This window comes from uncultured Plantibacter sp. (assembly GCF_963518075.1).
In the GTDB taxonomy this organism is placed as follows: domain Bacteria; phylum Actinomycetota; class Actinomycetes; order Actinomycetales; family Microbacteriaceae; genus Plantibacter; species Plantibacter flavus_A.
In genome coordinates this window covers 583,700-599,676 of the sequence record NZ_CAUQHZ010000001.1, presented here as the reverse complement: position 1 = coordinate 599,676, position 15,977 = coordinate 583,700, and the positions used below count along the sequence as shown (strand labels likewise).

Genomic DNA, 15,977 nt, shown 5'->3' with positions numbered 1-15,977 from the left:
CAAACAGGCCCTTCGACAAGCTCAGGGACCAGGAGAAGTAAGAGAACATGGCAGACGAAACCAACGACGAGATCACGGTCCCGGACGAGGACCACGGCGTACACGGCCGGATCGACCAGGTCGACCTGCAGCTCGAGATGCAGCGCAGCTACCTCGACTACGCGATGAGTGTCATCGTCGGCCGCGCCCTGCCCGACGTCCGCGACGGCCTGAAGCCCGTCCACCGCCGCGTGATCTACGCGATGTACGACGGCGGCTACCGCCCCGACCGCTCGTTCTCCAAGTGCGCGCGCGTCGTCGGCGACGTCATGGGTCAGTTCCACCCGCACGGTGACACCGCCATCTACGACGCGCTCGTGCGCCTCGTCCAGCCGTGGAGCATGCGGTACCCGTTGGCGCTCGGCCAGGGCAACTTCGGCTCACCGGGCAACGACGGCGCGGCAGCCCCTCGATACACCGAGACGAAGATGGCCCCGCTCGCCATGGAGATGGTGCGCGACATCGACGAGGAGACCGTCGACTTCCAGCCCAACTACGACGGCGAGTCCCAGGAGCCGGTCGTCCTGCCGGCGCGCTTCCCGAACCTCCTCGTCAACGGGTCCGTTGGCATCGCGGTCGGCATGGCGACGAACATCCCGCCGCACAACCTCCGCGAGGTCGCCGACGGTGCCCTCTGGCACCTGGCGAACCCCGAGGCCAGCCGGGAAGAGCTCCTCGAGGCGCTCATGCAGCGCATCAAGGGGCCGGACTTCCCGACCGGCGCGCAGATCCTCGGTGTCAAGGGCATCCAGGACGCCTACCGTACGGGTCGCGGTTCCATCACGATGCGGGCCGTCGTGAACGTCGAGGAGATCCAGGGTCGGACCTGCCTCGTCGTCACCGAGCTCCCGTACCAGGTGAACCCCGACAACCTCGCGCTGAAGATCGCCGACCTCGTCAAGGAGGGTCGTCTCGGCGGCGTCGCCGACATCCGCGACGAGACCTCCGGTCGCACCGGCCAGCGGCTCGTCATCGTGCTGAAGCGCGATGCGGTCGCGAAGGTCGTCCTCAACAACCTCTACAAGCACACGCAGCTGCAGGACAACTTCGGCGCGAACATGCTCGCGATCGTCGACGGCATCCCGCGGACGCTGCCGCTCGACGGGTTCATCACCAACTGGGTGACGCACCAGGTCGAGGTCATCGTCCGCCGCACCGTGTTCCGACTCCGCAAGAAGGAGGAGCGCGCACACATCCTCCGCGGCTACCTGAAGGCGCTCGACGCCCTCGACGAGGTCATCGCGCTCATCCGTCGTTCGCCGTCCGCCGATGAGGCGCGCACGGGCCTCATGGACCTCCTCGAGATCGATGAGCTCCAGGCCAGCGCGATCCTCGACATGCAGCTGCGTCGTCTCGCCGCCCTCGAGCGTCAGAAGATCATCGACGAGGCAGCCGAGATCGAAGCGCAGATCGCCGACCTCAAGGACATCCTCGCGAAGCCGGTCCGCCAGCGCGAGATCGTCAGCGAGGAACTGACCGCGATCGTCGACAAGTACGGCGACGACCGTCGCACCGAGATCATGTTCGGTTTCGACGGCGACATGAACATGGAAGACCTGATCCCCGAAGAGGAGATGGTCATCACCGTCACCCGCGGCGGGTACATCAAGCGCACGCGCAGCGACAACTACCGTCAGCAGCACCGCGGTGGCAAGGGCGTCAAGGGTGCCCAGCTGCGCGCGGACGACGTGGTCGACCACTTCTTCGTGACGACGACGCACCACTGGCTCCTCTTCTTCACCACGAAGGGCCGCGTGTACCGCGCGAAGGCTTACGAACTGCAGGAGGCCGGCCGCGACGCCAAGGGCCAGCACGTGGCCAACCTGCTCGCCATGCAGCCCGATGAGGAGATCGCCGAGATCCTCGACATCCGCGACTACGAGGCCGCGACGTACCTGGTCCTCGCGACGCACGACGGCCTCGTCAAGAAGACGGCGCTCTCGGAGTACGACACCAACCGTTCGGGCGGCATCATCGCGATCAACCTGCGCGAGGGCGACGAGCTCACCTCCGCGTTGCTCGTGGAGAACGACAGCGACGTCCTGCTGGTGTCGCGCAAGGGCATGTCGATCCGCTTCACGGCGAGCGACGAGACCCTGCGGCCGATGGGACGCGCGACGAGCGGCGTCATCGGCATGCACTTCCGCGACGACGACAAGCTGCTCTCGGCGTCGGTGCTGCCGTCCGTCGAGGGTGAGGAACGCGAGGCGTTCGTCTTCGTCGTGACCGAGGGCGGCTACGCGAAGCGCACCAACATCGACCAGTACCGCGGCCAGAACCGCGGCGGTCTGGGCATCAAGGTGGCCAAGCTGAACGACGATCGAGGCACCCTCGCGGGCGCCCTGATCGTCGATGAGAGCGACGAGGTCCTTGTGGTTCTTGCCAGTGGCAAGGTGGTAAGGTCTGCCGTGGCCGAAGTTCCAGCGAAGGGGCGCGACACGATGGGCGTCGTCTTCGCGCGTTTCGCGGAGAGCGACCGAATCATCGCGCTGGCCAAGAACAGTGACCGAAACCTTGAGACCCAGGATGTTCCGGAGACGGTTGCAGACGCAGCCGCCCCGGAGGGTGCAGAACCCGAGGCATCCGTGCCGGACGAGACTCCGGCGATGAAGGAAGAAGTAGATGAGCAGTAGCGTCGCAGAGAAGTTGGCCAAGAAGTCGACCAAACGCACCAGCACCAAGCAGGTGCGCCTGAAGCTGGTGTACATCGACTTCTGGTCGGCGGTGAAGCTGTCGTTCCTGGCGGCGATCGCGGTCGCCGTGGTCATCGTGGTGTTCTTCTTCCTCGTCTACACGGTGCTGAACACCACCGGTGTCTTCACGAAGGTGGGTGGTCTGTTCACCGACATCGCGGGCCCGGGGAACAACATCCTGCAGTACGTCAACCTGCCGCAGGTCATGGCCTTCGCGGGCATCGTGGCGCTGCTCAACCTCATCGTCATCACGCTGATGGGAGCCCTCCTCGCGGGGCTCTACAACCTCAGCGTGAAGATCACGGGTGGCCTGCTCGTCGGGTTCACCAACAACTGACGCTCGGTCGGGTCGGCGCCGCGCCGTGCGGCGCCGCTCGATTATGAGTTGCGGCGGGAATCGGGTAGTCTCAACAAGGTTCAAAACGGGGCTATAGCTCAGGCGGTTAGAGCGCTTCGCTGATAACGAAGAGGTCCCAGGTTCAAGTCCTGGTAGCCCCACCCTGCACGACCAGTAACACACCGATTGGATCGGATCCCCGGATCTGTTCCATCCGGGGCCTTAGCTCAGTTGGTAGAGCGCCTGCTTTGCAAGCAGGATGTCGGGAGTTCGATTCTCCCAGGCTCCACAGTCCAGAAACGCCCTCGGCAGACGCCGGGGGCGTTCTCCGTTGTCGCGGGGCCCGGCGGTTAGGCTGGCGGCATGGATATCCGCGTCGCTGCATATGCCGTCATCGTCGACGAACGGGGCATGCTCCTCTCCCACTGGAACGAGAGCGGACACAGCGGATGGACGCTCCCGGGCGGCGGGATCGACCCCGGCGAGGACCCGGCCGACGCGGCGGTCCGCGAGGTGTTCGAGGAGACCGGCTACCACGCCGAGCTCGACGAGCTGATCGGCGTCGACTCGCAGGTCGTGCCGGCGGAGCGCCGGCTCAGCACGACGGCCACCGGACCGCTCCACACGCTGCGCATCGTCTACCGGGCGCACCTCACCGGCGGCACCCTGACCTACGAGGCCGACGGCAGCACCGACTACGCCGCGTGGTACTCGCTCGAGGAGGTCGGCTCACTCGACCGTGTCAGCCTGGTCGACATCGGACGACGCTTCGCCGGCCTCATCTGAGCACAGCCGTCACAACACGAAGCCCCTCCCCGGTCGGAACCGGCGAGGGGCTGCGTCGTGCGATGCGGGATCAGGAAGCGGCAGGCTCCTCGTCGGAGACCCACAGCTCGTCGTCTGCGCGGAACGTCTGCCAGACGGCGTAGGCGACACCGGCAGCGGCGAGGACGCCGAGGCCGATCGCGATGACGGTACCGGCGCTCGCGCCCTTCTTGGCAGGCAGCACCTGCTCGGGGACGTGAAGGCGGCGGAGGGCTGCCTGCACGCGGGTGTCCTTGGCGATGTCGCCGATGCTCAGCACCGTGCCGACGACGCCACCGACTGCGGGGACGACGCCATCCGAGATGCCCTTCTTCACGCCGTCGACGGCGTTGCGGGAGACCTTGATCCCCCGGTCGACCGTCGGGACGACGCGGTGCTCATAGGTGTCGCGCACGACGGGGACCACCTGCTCCTTCGAGAAGTTCCCGAGCTGACGGCTCACCTCACGAGCGACTTCGTTGGCGTGGTTCAGGACATCCTGCTGGGAGTCCCAGAGGTCGGCAGCGGAACCCTTGAGCTTCTTGAGCTCTTTCCGGCGCTTGCGTGACAGGCTCATGTGGTCATCTCCAATGATCGCGGCAACAACGTAACCTCCATCTTGCCACTTAGACCCCTGGATACCATCCGAGAGTCCCGAACCCTTGTGCAAGAATTGGGAGTATGTCAAAGCACACCGCAGTCGCCACGTTGCACACCAACCACGGTGAGATCAAGGTCAACCTCTTCGGGGACCACGCTCCCAAGACGGTCAAGAACTTCACCGACCTGGCGACCGGCGGGCGCGAGTGGACGGACTCGAAGACGGGCCAGACCCGGAACGACGCGCTGTACAGCGACCTCATCTTCCACCGCATCATCCCCGCGTTCATGATCCAGGGCGGCGACCCGCTCGGAACCGGCACCGGTGGTCCGGGTTACAACTTCGACGACGAGATCCACCCGGAGCTCAACTTCGACGAGCCCTACATCCTCGCCATGGCGAACGCCGGCAAGCGCCGCAACGCCATCACGGGCGCCGTCGAGGGCACGAACGGTTCGCAGTTCTTCATCACGACCGTTCCCACCCAGTGGCTCCAGGGCAAGCACACCATCTTCGGTGAGGTCGCCGACGCCGAGTCCCGCGCGGTCGTCGACGCCATCCAGGCCGTCCCGACCGGTGCCGGCGACAAGCCGATCGAGCCCGTCGTCCTCGAGAGCGTCACCATCTCCGAGGCCTAGACCCCGCTCGGAGGACAGACCGTGACCCTGCCCCGGGATCCGTCGGCCAACTTCTGCTATCGCCACCCCGACCGACAGAGCTTCGTGCTCTGCCAGCGTTGCGGTCGGACGATCTGTGGAGAATGCCAGACGCCCGGGGCAGTCGGTTTCATCTGTCCGGAGGACATGAAGGCGCAACGACAGAGCGCCCCTCGCAATCGTCTCGGCGCGAGGATCAGCAACTCCTCCCCCATCGTCACGTACGCGATCATCGCCGTGACGGCATTCGTGTTCCTGCTGCAGTGGATACCCGGGCTCGGCGTCACGAACGCGCTGCTCTATGCCGGCGTGTACTCCGATCCTTCGTACGGTGCCTTCCAGCCCTGGCGGATGTTGACCGCCGTGTTCGTGCACTCGCAGGGCTTCATCTTCCACATCCTGCTGAACATGTACACGCTCTGGATCTTCGGCCGGATCCTCGAGACCATGCTCGGTCACTGGCGGTTCCTCGCCCTCTACCTGGTCGCCGGGTTCGCCGGTTCGGTCGGTGTCCTGTTCCTCGCCGACCCGACGACGGCCGTGGTCGGCGCCTCGGGCGCGATCTTCGGTCTGCTCGGCGCGTTCCTCGTCATCCAACGACGCATGGGTGCCGACACCCGCGGGCTGCTGGTGCTCCTGGGCATCAACCTCGTCATCGGTTTCATCCCCGGCGTGAACATCGCCTGGCAGGCCCACCTGGGCGGGCTCGTCGGCGGCGCCCTCGTCGGCCTCATCCTCGTCAACACCCGCAAGCGCACGCAGCAGCCGCTCCAGGCAGTCCTGATCGGTGCCTTGAGCGTCGTCCTCGTGGGCGCCAGCCTCCTTCCCGCCCTCCTCTGAGCGCGACCGCACTTCGACAGGCTCAGTGACCGGTTTCGGTTTGGTGACCGGGTGTGGGCCGGTGATTCGTCATGGCACGGTGACCGTGTGTCGACGATCGCCGCGCTCGGCGGCGAGCCGCAACCATGCAGGAGACGTTGAAGGTTGCCTGAGTTATCCACAGAGTTATGAACACTGGGGATAATTACACCGGTGTTGTTCCCCGTGTTTTCGGGACTCCCTGCGGTTCTCCACACCGGCATGTGGATAACTCGGAAGTTCTCCACACTGCTGTGGAGAACTCGATACGCCGGATCCCGCGCACAACGAAACAGCGGGCCGTCCGAGAGGACGACCCGCTGTGCACGACGTGAAGTGAAAGAGGCTAGCGCCACCTGGTGGTCATGAGGAAGCCGATGAAGGCGATGCCGAAGCCGACGAGGATGTTCCACGGGCCGAGCGACTGGATCGGGAGCAGCGTGCCGCTCAAGTAGTAGACGACGATCCAGGCGAGGCCGAGCAGCATGAAGCCGAACATGACCGGCTTGAACCAGACCGCGTTCGGTGCGGGTTCGCCGCTCGTCTGCTCGGGTTCGCGGGACGGTTTGCTTCGTGACTTCGTGCGTGCCATGCCGACATTCTACCTGTTCACCCCAATCGGTGCCTTGGGGATCAGCCGATCCCGAGTTCTTCTCGGTAGAATCCATGCGTGACCGACGACCTACCTTCGCGAGCGAGCGCACGCGCCGCTGAGCGCCGAGCGCCGTCGAAGCACCGCATCAGCGTCTTCGGGGTGGCCGGCGAGCTGCTCATCACCGCGGGCATGGTGGTCCTGCTGTTCCTCGCGTGGCAGCTCTGGTGGAACGACATGATCATGGCCGGCAGTCAGGCCAACGCCGCATCGAGCCAGTCGCAGGAGTGGATCAAGAACGCCGAGACCGCTCCCGCGCCCGAACCGACCGTGGATGCAACCGGCGCGCCGAACTACGGTGAGCCGCCCGTGACCGCCCGCCCCGCGCCGGGCGACCCGTTCGCAGTGCTCTACGTGCCGCGGTACGGCGCCGACTACCGCCGCGTCGTCGCCGAGGGTGTCGACACCGCGACCGTCCTCAACAGCTTCGACCTCGGCGTCGGTCACTACCCGAGTACCCAGATGCCAGGAGAGGTCGGCAACTTCGTCGTCGCCGGTCACCGCAAGGCCTACGGCGGTGCGATGACCCTGATCAGCGACCTGCAGATCGGCGACAAGGTCTACGTCCAGACGGCCGACGGCTACTACACCTACGTGTTCCGGAACATCACCTACGTGTTGCCCACCCAGGTGGACGTCCTCAATCCCGTCCCACAAGTGGACGGCGTCGCACCCACGCAGCGCATCCTCACCCTGACCACCTGCAACCCGCTCTACTCGACGGCGGAACGCAGTATCGCTTACGCGGTGTACGAGTCCTGGCAGCCGCTGTCCGCCGGACCGCCCGCCGAGATCGCCGCGTCCGTCGCGGCCGCTGGAGGCTGACGATGTACGGCGCACTCTGGAGGGTCCTGCCCGGACCCGTCTGGCTGAGGATCATCATCCTCGTCGTCCTGTTCGTGGCGGTCGTGGCCGCCCTCTTCACGTGGGTGTTCCCCTACGTGGACTCGTTCATCGTCGATCAGAATGTGACCGTCGGCGACGAATGACCCGAGTCCTGGTCATCGACAACTACGACAGCTTCGTCTACACGCTGAACGGGTATGTCGAACAACTGGGTGCCGAGACGGTCGTCGTGCAGAACGACGGCATCGCGTTCGACGACCTCGAGCAGCGGATCCGCGGGTTCGACGGCGTCGTCGTCTCGCCCGGACCTGGTCGGCCATCCGACGCCGGGATCTCACTGGACACCGTGCACGCGGCGTACCGCACCGGGACACCACTCCTCGGGGTGTGCCTCGGCCACCAGGCGATCGCTGAGGCGTTCGGAGCGACCGTGCACACTGCCGACGAGCTGATGCACGGACAGAGCTCGCTTGTGGAACACGACGGCAGTGTCCTCTACCGTGGCATCCCACAGCAGTTCAACGCCACCAGGTATCACTCGCTCGCCGTCGTCGACGGCAGCGTGCCTGAGGAGCTCGTCGTGACGAGCCGGACGACCGGCGGCGTCATCATGGGGCTCCGCCACCGTGACGCCCCGATCCACGGCGTGCAGTTCCATCCGGAGTCGGTGCTCTCCGAGGGCGGCTACCAGCTCCTGGCGAACTGGCTCGAGACGACCGGGCTCACCGGTGCGCATGAGCGGGCACGAGGGCTCAGCCCGCTCATGACCCGGTAGGCCCTTCGAGAGGCTCAGGGACCGCAGAGCCTGCTCAGGGACCGTCCTTCGACAGGCCCAGGAACGGGCGCAGCCTACGGACCGGTGCAGTAGGTGAGCGTGATGACGGACTTCTGCGGGATGTCGCCCGGTGCGGGAGACATCGCCGTGACCGGGTCGCCGGCGACGGCCTTGCACGTCGCGTCGGCCTGCGGCTGCACGGTGAACTGCCTCGTCGAGTCCTGCAGGTAGTTCGTCGCGTCGAGGAGCGGCTGCCCGACGACGTCCGTCAGCGTGACGTTCCCACTGGAGACCACGAGGTTCACCGTGGACCCCTGGTCGACGGAGGTACCCGCTCCGGGATCCATCCGCAGCACGACACCTGCCGGGACGGTCGGCGAGTTCTCCCGGGTCACGGAACCTTGCGCGAGACCGGCAGCGGCGACCGCGGCCCACGCAGCCTCGGAGGACTGGTTGACGACGTCGGGGACCTCGACCTGAGCACGGCCGGTCGACACGTAGACCTTGATCTGCGTGTTCTTGGTCACCGTGGTGCCGCCGGGCGGGTCGGTGCGGATGACGTGACCCGCCTTGTAGTCGCTGCTCGCTTCGTCGAACTTGGTCGGGACGAGCTCGAGCTGCTCGATCGTGCTGTTCGCGCTCTCCCACGTGGCGTCGACGAGATCCGGGACTTCTCTCGAGTCCGTGGAGATGCTCGTCGCGGGCGGAAGCTGCACCACCCAGAACACGAGGGAGAAGAGGACGACGGCGATCCCGGCGATGGCGGCCCAGATCCAGACCACCGGTGGCCGGCGCTGGGTACGCGTCACGGTGTCGTCCGAGGTGAGCTGGCGGATCGCCTGCTCCGTACTGGACGCAGCCGTCGGCGATGGACCGAACAGCGAGTCGTGGTCGTCGCGTCGGACCGGCACATGGCCGGCTCCGGCTTCGTCGAGATCCTCACGGAACTCGACGGCGCTCTGGTACCGCTCGAAGCGATCCTTCGCGAGGGCTCGGAGGACGACCTGATCGAGTGCCGGCGACACCTTCGGGTTGATCGAGCTCGGCTTCACCGGGCGCTCGCTCACGTGCTGGTACGCGACTGCGACGGCGGTGTCGCCGCGGAAGGGCGCCTTCCCCGTCAGCATCTCGAAGAGGACGACGCCGGTGGAGTAGAGGTCGGTCCGGGCGTCGACCGTCTCGCCCTTGGCCTGCTCGGGGGAGAAGTACGCGGCCGTGCCGAGGATGGCGGTCGTCTGGGCGACCGTCGTGGACGAATCGGAGACGGCGCGCGCGATGCCGAAGTCGGTGACCTTGACGTCGCCGGCCGTGGTGATCATGACGTTGCCCGGCTTGATGTCGCGGTGCACGACGCCGGCGCGGTGGGAGTACTCCAGGGCGGTGAGGATGCTGTGCGCGATGCGCACCGCCTCCTCGGACTCGACGGGACCCTCGGCGATGAGGTCCTTGAGCATGCGCCCTTCGACGTACTCCATGACGATGAACGGCTCGATGAGGTCGTGACCGGAAACGTCCTTCACCCGCTCCTCGCCGGCGTCGTAGACGCGGACGATCGTGGGGTGCGCCATCCGCGAGGCGGCCTGCGCCTCTTGCCGGAAACGGGAGCGGAATGCGGGGTCGGTGGCGAGCGTGGACTTCAGGACCTTGATGGCGACGGTGCGACCGAGCTTGGTGTCCACGCCGCGGAAGACGTTCGACATGCCCCCGCGACCGATGAGGTCGCCGACGACGTATCGGCCTGCGAGCAGGCGTTGATCGTCAGCCACGTACCACCCCTGAATTCGCTTGGAGGACAAACACTAACAGCTTACCCGGGCACCTTCCGAGTGCTCTCAGGGATGACCCTGAGAGCACTCGAGACATGGCCTACGGCTTCGTCGACTCGACGATGTCGGCGGTTCCTGCAGGAGATGAGGCAGAGGTGCCGCTGGAGCAGACGATGGCGTACGAGATGCTCAACTGGCCCGGCGACGAGACGCGGATCGATGCCGACGTCGCGCTCGCTGGGAAGATGTTGTTCTCGGGTGCGTTGGGGAAGGTGACGCCCGCCCCTGAAGCAGCCAGCTGATACCCCGTCACCGTAGTGCCCGCGGGGCAACTCGCCGCAAGCCAGTTCACCGTCAGGTCGACCGTTCCGCCACCCTTCGGCAATTCGATCTGGTTCGCGTCGTTGTATTGTCCGTCGATCTTCGGAGCCTCCGTCGGGGCGTCGATGACAGGGACCTCGTCGTACACGGTCAGCGTGATGGCCGAACCGGTCTTGACGTTGCCCGTGGGGTTCACGTCGTAGACGGTGTTGACCTGTTCCGGCGTCGTGGCCGGGTCGCCGACGTTCCTCGACACGCTGAAGTTGTACGGCGGCGCGCTGAAGATCGTGTTGAGTTCGTCGAAGGACCGGCCCTGGAGGTCGCTCAGGTTGATCGGGAACACCGTGGGCGTGGGCGTCGGTGTGGGCGTCGGGGTCTTCGTCGGCTTCGGCGTCGTGGACGTCGTGGCCGACGGAGTCGTACCTCCCGCGTCGTTCCCCTGGTTCGCGAACACGGCGATCAGCGAACCGACCAGCACGATGACGAGCAGGGCGACGAGACCGATGAGCGGCCAGGTCCACTTGCTGCGCTGCTTCTTCTCGCCCTCGCCCTCGACGTCGTCCTCGAGCTGGTCCGCCTCGGCGGCGGACAGCAACTGCGTGGTCGCGTCGTCGGCTGCGGGCATCCGGCGGGTCTGGTCCATCACGGTGGTCGCGGCGTCGCCGGCCCCACCGAGGATCATCGGGACGGCTGCGGCCGCGGCGTTGAGGTCGCCCCGACGGAGCGCCTGGGCGGCGCGCGCGACGTGGGCGGACGATGCCGGACGGTCGACCGGGTTCTTCGCGATCATCGACATGACGAACCGGCGGACCGGCTCGGCGATCGTGACGGGGAGCTCCGGCGGCTGCTCGTTGATCTGCGCCATCGCGATGGCGACCTGCGACTCGCCCGTGAACGGACGGCGTCCGGCGAGGCACTCGTACGCGACGATGCCGAGCGAGTAGATGTCCGTCGACGGTGAGGCGGGGTGACCGCTCGCCTGCTCGGGCGAGAGGTACTGCACCGTGCCCATGACCTGACCGGTGGCCGTGAGCGGCACCTGGTCGGCGATGCGGGCGATGCCGAAGTCGGTGATCTTGACGCGGCCGTCCGGCGTGATGAGCAGGTTGCCCGGCTTGATGTCACGGTGGACGAGGCCTGCGGCGTGCGCGGCCTGGAGCGCCGACGAGGTCTGCGCGACGATGTCGAGCACCTTGTCGGTGGGCAGGACGCGCTCGCGCTCGAGCACGGTGGACAGGGCCTCACCGGGCACGAGTTCCATGACGAGGAACGCGCTGCCGTCCTCCTCGCCGTAGTCGAAGACGTTGGCGATGCCCTCGTGGTTCACGAGTGCGGCGTGCCGTGCCTCGGCACGGAACCGCTCGAGGAACCCGGGGTCCCCCATGTACTCGTCCTTGAGGATCTTGATGGCGATGGTCCGGCCGATGACCAGGTCAGTGGCCTGCCACACCTCGCCCATGCCACCGATCGCAATGCGAGATTGCAGTTCGTAGCGACCTCCGAAGGTCAGCCCGGCTGTCGGTCTCATTTGTTCAGCACCGCCTCTAGTACTTTCTTCGCGATCGGCGCGGCCACGAGGTTGCCGTAACCGTCCTGTCCGAGTCCACCGCCATCTTCAACAACGACCGCCACGGCGACCTTCGGGTCGTCCGCAGGCGCGAAACCGGTGAACCACAGCGTGTACGGATCGTCGGATCCGTTCTGTGCCGTGCCTGTCTTTCCAGCCACATCGACCCCATCTATTCTTGCATTAGTCGCAGCACCGCTCTGGACGCCCTGGACCATGATGTCCGTGATCTCCTTGGCCACCGAGCTCGAGATCGGCTGCGACAACTGCGCCGGTTCGAACTCCTTGAGCACGCTCAGATCGGGGTTCACGACGCGGTTCACCAGCTGCGGGTTGCAGACGATGCCACCGTTCGCGATACCGGCCGAGACCATGGCCATCTGGAGTGCCGAGGCCCGCACGGTGTACTGCCCGAAGGCGGCCATGGCGGTCTGGTCGTCGCTCAGCGCGTTCGGGAAGGTGCTCGGCTGCATCGGCATGGGGTTGAGTCCCGTTCCGGTGATGTTGACGTCCATGTTGAAGCCGAAGCTCTGCGCCATGTCGCGGATCTTCTCGTAGCCGAGTTCGACGCCGAGCTCCGCGAGCGGGATGTTGCAGCTGAGCTCGACGGCCGTCGCGATGGACACCGTCGCGCCGCCGCCGCAGCTTCCACCCTCGGAGTTGCGGATGACGGTGCTCGTCCCGGGCAGCGTGTAAGTGGAGGGGTTCGGGAACTCCGACTCCGGCGTGTAGTCGCCCGACGCGAACGCGGCGGCCGCGGTGACGAGCTTGAACGTGGAACCGGGCGGATCGAGGTCGCCGTCGACGCCCTTGTTGAGGAGTGGCTGGCGGTCGTCGTCGTCGAGGGTCCGGTAGGCGTCGAGCACGGCCGCGTTGTCGTGACTGGCCAGGACGTTCGGGTCGTAGCCGGGGCTCGACACCGAGGCGAGGATCTTGCCCGTCTTCGGCTCGATGGCGACGATCGCGCCCTCCTGGTCACCGAGTGCGTCGAAGGCGGCCTGCTGCACGATGGGGTCCAGGGTGACCTCGACCGCGGCACCCTTCGGTGCCTGACCGGAGATGAGCCGGTTGATGGAGTCGAGGAATTGCGAGTTCGAGGTACCGCTGAGGAGGTCGTTGGTCGCGAGTTCGAGACCGGACGAGCCCTGGGTGGGCGAGAAGTAACCGGTGACGGGCGCGTACAGCGGGCCGTTCGCGTAGACGCGCTGGTACTTGTACTCGTCGTCACTCGCGACGGACGAGGCGATGGCGGTCCCGTCCGTGAGCAGGATGGGACCCCGCTCCGTCCGGTAGCTGTCGTAGAGCGTCCGGGTGTTGCGACCGTCCGCGTTGAGGGTGTCGGCCTGGAACATCTGGATGATCGTGGTCGACCCGAAGAGCGCCAGGAACATCGCCAGGACGACGATGCTCACCCGCTTGAGTTCGCGATTCATGAGACCACCGCCTTGGGTTGGGTTCGGACCGTGTCGGAGATGCGGAGCAGGACGGCGATGATGATCCAGTTCGCGACGAGCGAGGACCCGCCGGCCGCCAGGAAGGGCGTGGTGAGCCCCGTGAGCGGGATGATGCGGGTCACGCCGCCGACGACGACGAAGACCTGCAGCGCGACGGTGAACGCCAGGCCGACCGAGAGGAGCTTGCCGAAGTCGTCGGTACCGGCGTAGCCGACCCGGAAGCCCCGCGAGACGAGCAGCAGGTAGAGCGCGAAGATCGCGAAGAGACCGGCGAGACCGAGCTCCTCACCGAGGCTGGCGATGATGTAGTCGCTCTGCGGGACTGGGGTGATCTCGGGCATGCCCTGGCCGAGCCCGGTGCCGAGCAGTCCGCCGTGGGCGAGGCCGAAGATGCCCTGCACGAGCTGGTAGCTGCCGCCGTCGCGGTCGAAGACCTCCGGGTTGAAGGCGTCCCACCAGTTGTGGAAACGACCGGCGACGTAGGACAGGGTCTGACCGGCGATGAACGCACCGGCGAAGAACATCGTTAGGCCGATGATGATCCAGCTGGCACGGCTCGTCGCGACGTACAGCATGACGAGGAACATGCCGAAGTAGAGCAGACCGGTTCCGAGGTCGCGCTGGAAGACGATCACGCCCATCGCCATCGCCCACACCACGAGGATCGGACCGAGGTCGCGCAGGCGGGGGAACTGGATCCCGAGGAACTTCTTGCCGACCATCGAGAGGCTGTCGCGCGTGCGCACGAGATAGCCGGCGAAGAAGACCGCGAGAGCGATCTTCGCGATCTCGCCGGGCTGGAAGGTGACCGCGTCGCCGATGCCGATCCAGACGCGGGCGCCGTTGACCTCGCGACCGATGCCCGGCAGCAGGGGCAGCAGGAGCAGGACGAAGGCGAAGAGGCCGGCGATGTACGTGTACTTGAAGAGGACGCGGTGGTTGCGGATGATCAGGACCACGGCAATGGCTCCGGCGATCGCGATCGCACTCCACACCATTTGTCGGACCGCGGCGCTCGCCCAACCGGAGTCGCCGAGGGCGATGTCGATCCGGTAGATCTCGGCGATGCCGACGCCGCCGAGCACGGTGGCGATCGGCAGCAGGAAGGGGTCGGCCTCCGCCGCGGTGTAGCGCAGCACGATGTGGAAGGCGAGGACCAGGAGCGACAGGCCCGAGCCGAAGGTGATCAGAGCGAAATCGAGGTGTCCGAGCGCGCCCAGCTGCACGAGCATGACCGCGACCGCGTTGATGGCGAACGCGAAGATGAGGAGCGCGAGCTCGAGGTTGCGGAGCTTCTTCGGCAGCCGGAGTCGGCGCATCGTCTTGATGACGCCGGTGTCGGCTTGGATGGGGGCTGCGACGTCACTGGTCATCGGTCACCCGCAATCGCTTCACGATGTCGAGGGCCTCGGTGAACGAGGACGCGCTGATGGTCTGGTCGACGGCCTGGCGGTCGAAGTCGGAGAGCGAGCCGAGCGGGATGCCGGTGTCCTCCTTGACGCTCGACAGTTGGATGGGGCCGATGTCCTGCTGGATGCCCTGGTAGATGACGACGGTGTCGTCGTCGCCGCCGACGAAGTAGCGGGTCTGGGTCCAGGCGTACCCGAGCACGACCCCGCCGACGATTGCGACGATGACCACGATGAGGCCGACGAGCCAGGTGATGCGCCGACGTCTCGCACGACGCTCGTCCTCTTCGATGAGCTCGTCGAGGTAGTCCTCGGAGGCGGGCTCGAAGTGCGAGTTGCCGAGCGAGGTGACCCGGCCGGGGTGCAGCCAGCTGTTGGGGATGAGCGAGGGTTTCTTCACCGACGGGGTGAGCGCGAAGGCCACGGGCTTCGAGGCCGAACCGACGACGACGGGCTCGCCGTCACTCACCGGCTCGTCGACGATGTCGACGACCACGACGGTGACGTTGTCCGGTGCACCGCGGTCGAGGCTCTGCCGGACGAGTTTCTCGGCAGTGCGCTGCGCTGAGAGCTTCTCGGTGAGGGTCGCGGTGATGTGCGTCTCGTCGACCACGCCGGAGAGGCCGTCGGAGCAGAGGATCCAGCGGTCACCCGGCTGCGTCCCGAGCGTCATCGTGTCGATCTCGGGGGAGGCATCGACGTCGCCCAGGACGCGCATCAGCACCGATCGGCGGGGATGGACCATCGCTTCCTCGGCGGTGATCCGGCCGGAGTCCACGAGGCGCTGGACGAAGGTGTGGTCGACGGTGATCTGGCTGAGCTCGCCCTCGCGGAAGAGGTAGATGCGGGAGTCGCCGATGTGGGCGATGGCGACCTCGTTGCCGATGACCGCGAGCGCGGAGACCGTGGTGCCCATGCCCGTCAGCTCGCGGTGCTTCGAGACCGTGTCGCCCAGGATGGAGTTCGCCGCGAGGATCGCGGACTGGAGCGTCGCCTCAGCGGCTTCGGAGGACGGATACGGTTCGTCGGCCTCGATGATGCGGTTGAGTGCCATCGCCGAGGCGACGTCACCGCCGGCGTGGCCACCCATGCCGTCGGCGACGACGAACAGGTGGTGCCCGGAGTAGCCGGAATCCTGGTTGTTTGAGCGCACTTTACCCACGTGGGAGAGCGCTGCGCCGGCGCCGCTGGTCGTCACC

The 15,977-nt window shown here is 66.5% G+C and carries 15 protein-coding genes and 2 tRNA genes; 10 read left to right on the top strand and 7 right to left on the bottom strand.

The genetic code is table 11. The annotated features are described in order from the left end of the window. Window positions 1-47 precede the first annotated feature (47 nt). The 5 genes from gyrA (at window position 48) to RWN05_RS02870 (ending at window position 3,855) form a co-directional block, all read left to right on the top strand. Entirely contained in the window at window positions 48-2,672 is a 2,625-nt protein-coding gene (gene gyrA / locus RWN05_RS02890) for a DNA gyrase subunit A (RefSeq protein ID WP_314138380.1), read from the top strand. Next, window positions 2,662-3,069, top strand: a complete 408-nt coding sequence (locus tag RWN05_RS02885; protein WP_056010202.1) for a DUF3566 domain-containing protein — start codon at window positions 2,662-2,664, stop codon at window positions 3,067-3,069. Before gyrA ends, RWN05_RS02885 begins: the two co-directional genes overlap by 11 nt. A gap of 87 nt (window positions 3,070-3,156) precedes the next feature. Further along, a tRNA-Ile gene (locus RWN05_RS02880) sits at window positions 3,157-3,230 on the top strand. Between the two features lie 55 nt (window positions 3,231-3,285). Continuing rightward, a tRNA-Ala gene (locus RWN05_RS02875) sits at window positions 3,286-3,358 on the top strand. Window positions 3,359-3,432: 74 nt separating this feature from the next. After that, a complete protein-coding gene (locus RWN05_RS02870) occupies window positions 3,433-3,855 on the top strand; it encodes an NUDIX hydrolase (protein ID WP_314138377.1) in 423 nt (140 codons plus the stop codon). Window positions 3,856-3,925: 70 nt separating this feature from the next. On the opposite strand, the gene RWN05_RS02865 is transcribed toward RWN05_RS02870, so the two are convergent. Beyond that, window positions 3,926-4,450 (bottom strand): hypothetical protein, encoded by a 525-nt coding sequence (locus RWN05_RS02865; protein ID WP_064294029.1) that lies wholly within the window; start codon window positions 4,448-4,450, stop codon window positions 3,926-3,928. A gap of 104 nt (window positions 4,451-4,554) precedes the next feature. Here RWN05_RS02865 and RWN05_RS02860 point away from each other — a divergent pair, with 104 nt between their 5' ends. After that, a complete protein-coding gene (locus RWN05_RS02860) occupies window positions 4,555-5,112 on the top strand; it encodes a peptidylprolyl isomerase (RefSeq protein WP_064294028.1) in 558 nt (185 codons plus the stop codon). A gap of 165 nt (window positions 5,113-5,277) precedes the next feature. Continuing rightward, complete coding sequence (locus RWN05_RS02855; RefSeq protein ID WP_254773628.1) at window positions 5,278-5,970, top strand: rhomboid family intramembrane serine protease; 693 nt, start codon at window positions 5,278-5,280, stop codon at window positions 5,968-5,970. Window positions 5,971-6,334: 364 nt separating this feature from the next. Here RWN05_RS02855 and RWN05_RS02850 read toward each other — a convergent pair whose 3' ends face one another. Further along, complete coding sequence (locus RWN05_RS02850; RefSeq protein ID WP_064294026.1) at window positions 6,335-6,580, bottom strand: cell division protein CrgA; 246 nt, start codon at window positions 6,578-6,580, stop codon at window positions 6,335-6,337. Between the two features lie 78 nt (window positions 6,581-6,658). Here RWN05_RS02850 and RWN05_RS02845 point away from each other — a divergent pair, with 78 nt between their 5' ends. Genes RWN05_RS02845 through RWN05_RS02835 form a run of 3 tightly spaced genes read left to right on the top strand, consistent with a single transcriptional unit; the run spans window position 6,659 to window position 8,261 of the window. Further along, window positions 6,659-7,465: a class E sortase gene (locus RWN05_RS02845; RefSeq protein WP_139382341.1), complete on the top strand. Its 807-nt coding sequence runs from the start codon at window positions 6,659-6,661 to the stop codon at window positions 7,463-7,465. A gap of 2 nt (window positions 7,466-7,467) precedes the next feature. Beyond that, the gene (locus RWN05_RS02840; RefSeq protein WP_162852296.1) at window positions 7,468-7,629 is read left to right on the top strand and encodes a hypothetical protein; all 162 of its coding nucleotides are present in this window, start codon (window positions 7,468-7,470) and stop codon (window positions 7,627-7,629) included. Beyond that, window positions 7,626-8,261 carry a glutamine amidotransferase-related protein gene (locus RWN05_RS02835; protein WP_314138371.1) on the top strand — a complete coding sequence of 212 codons (636 nt, stop codon included), beginning with the start codon at window positions 7,626-7,628 and terminating at the stop codon, window positions 8,259-8,261. The genes RWN05_RS02840 and RWN05_RS02835 overlap by 4 nt, the downstream gene beginning before the upstream one ends. Window positions 8,262-8,335: 74 nt before the next feature. Here RWN05_RS02835 and pknB read toward each other — a convergent pair whose 3' ends face one another. From pknB to RWN05_RS02810, 5 genes are all read right to left on the bottom strand, one after another. Next, the gene (gene pknB, locus RWN05_RS02830; RefSeq protein WP_314138370.1) at window positions 8,336-10,027 is read right to left on the bottom strand and encodes a Stk1 family PASTA domain-containing Ser/Thr kinase; all 1,692 of its coding nucleotides are present in this window, start codon (window positions 10,025-10,027) and stop codon (window positions 8,336-8,338) included. A 100-nt stretch (window positions 10,028-10,127) separates the two neighbouring features. Then, window positions 10,128-11,876, bottom strand: coding sequence for a protein kinase domain-containing protein (locus RWN05_RS02825; RefSeq protein ID WP_314138369.1), 1,749 nt, complete (start codon window positions 11,874-11,876; stop codon window positions 10,128-10,130). Then, window positions 11,873-13,348 carry a penicillin-binding protein 2 gene (locus RWN05_RS02820; RefSeq protein ID WP_079000372.1) on the bottom strand — a complete coding sequence of 492 codons (1,476 nt, stop codon included), beginning with the start codon at window positions 13,346-13,348 and terminating at the stop codon, window positions 11,873-11,875. The genes RWN05_RS02825 and RWN05_RS02820 overlap by 4 nt, the downstream gene beginning before the upstream one ends. Further along, window positions 13,345-14,742 carry an FtsW/RodA/SpoVE family cell cycle protein gene (locus RWN05_RS02815; RefSeq protein ID WP_064294021.1) on the bottom strand — a complete coding sequence of 466 codons (1,398 nt, stop codon included), beginning with the start codon at window positions 14,740-14,742 and terminating at the stop codon, window positions 13,345-13,347. The genes RWN05_RS02820 and RWN05_RS02815 overlap by 4 nt, the downstream gene beginning before the upstream one ends. Then, window positions 14,732-15,976: a Stp1/IreP family PP2C-type Ser/Thr phosphatase gene (locus tag RWN05_RS02810; RefSeq protein WP_314138365.1), complete on the bottom strand. Its 1,245-nt coding sequence runs from the start codon at window positions 15,974-15,976 to the stop codon at window positions 14,732-14,734. The genes RWN05_RS02815 and RWN05_RS02810 overlap by 11 nt, the downstream gene beginning before the upstream one ends. Window position 15,977: the final 1 nt, after the last annotated feature.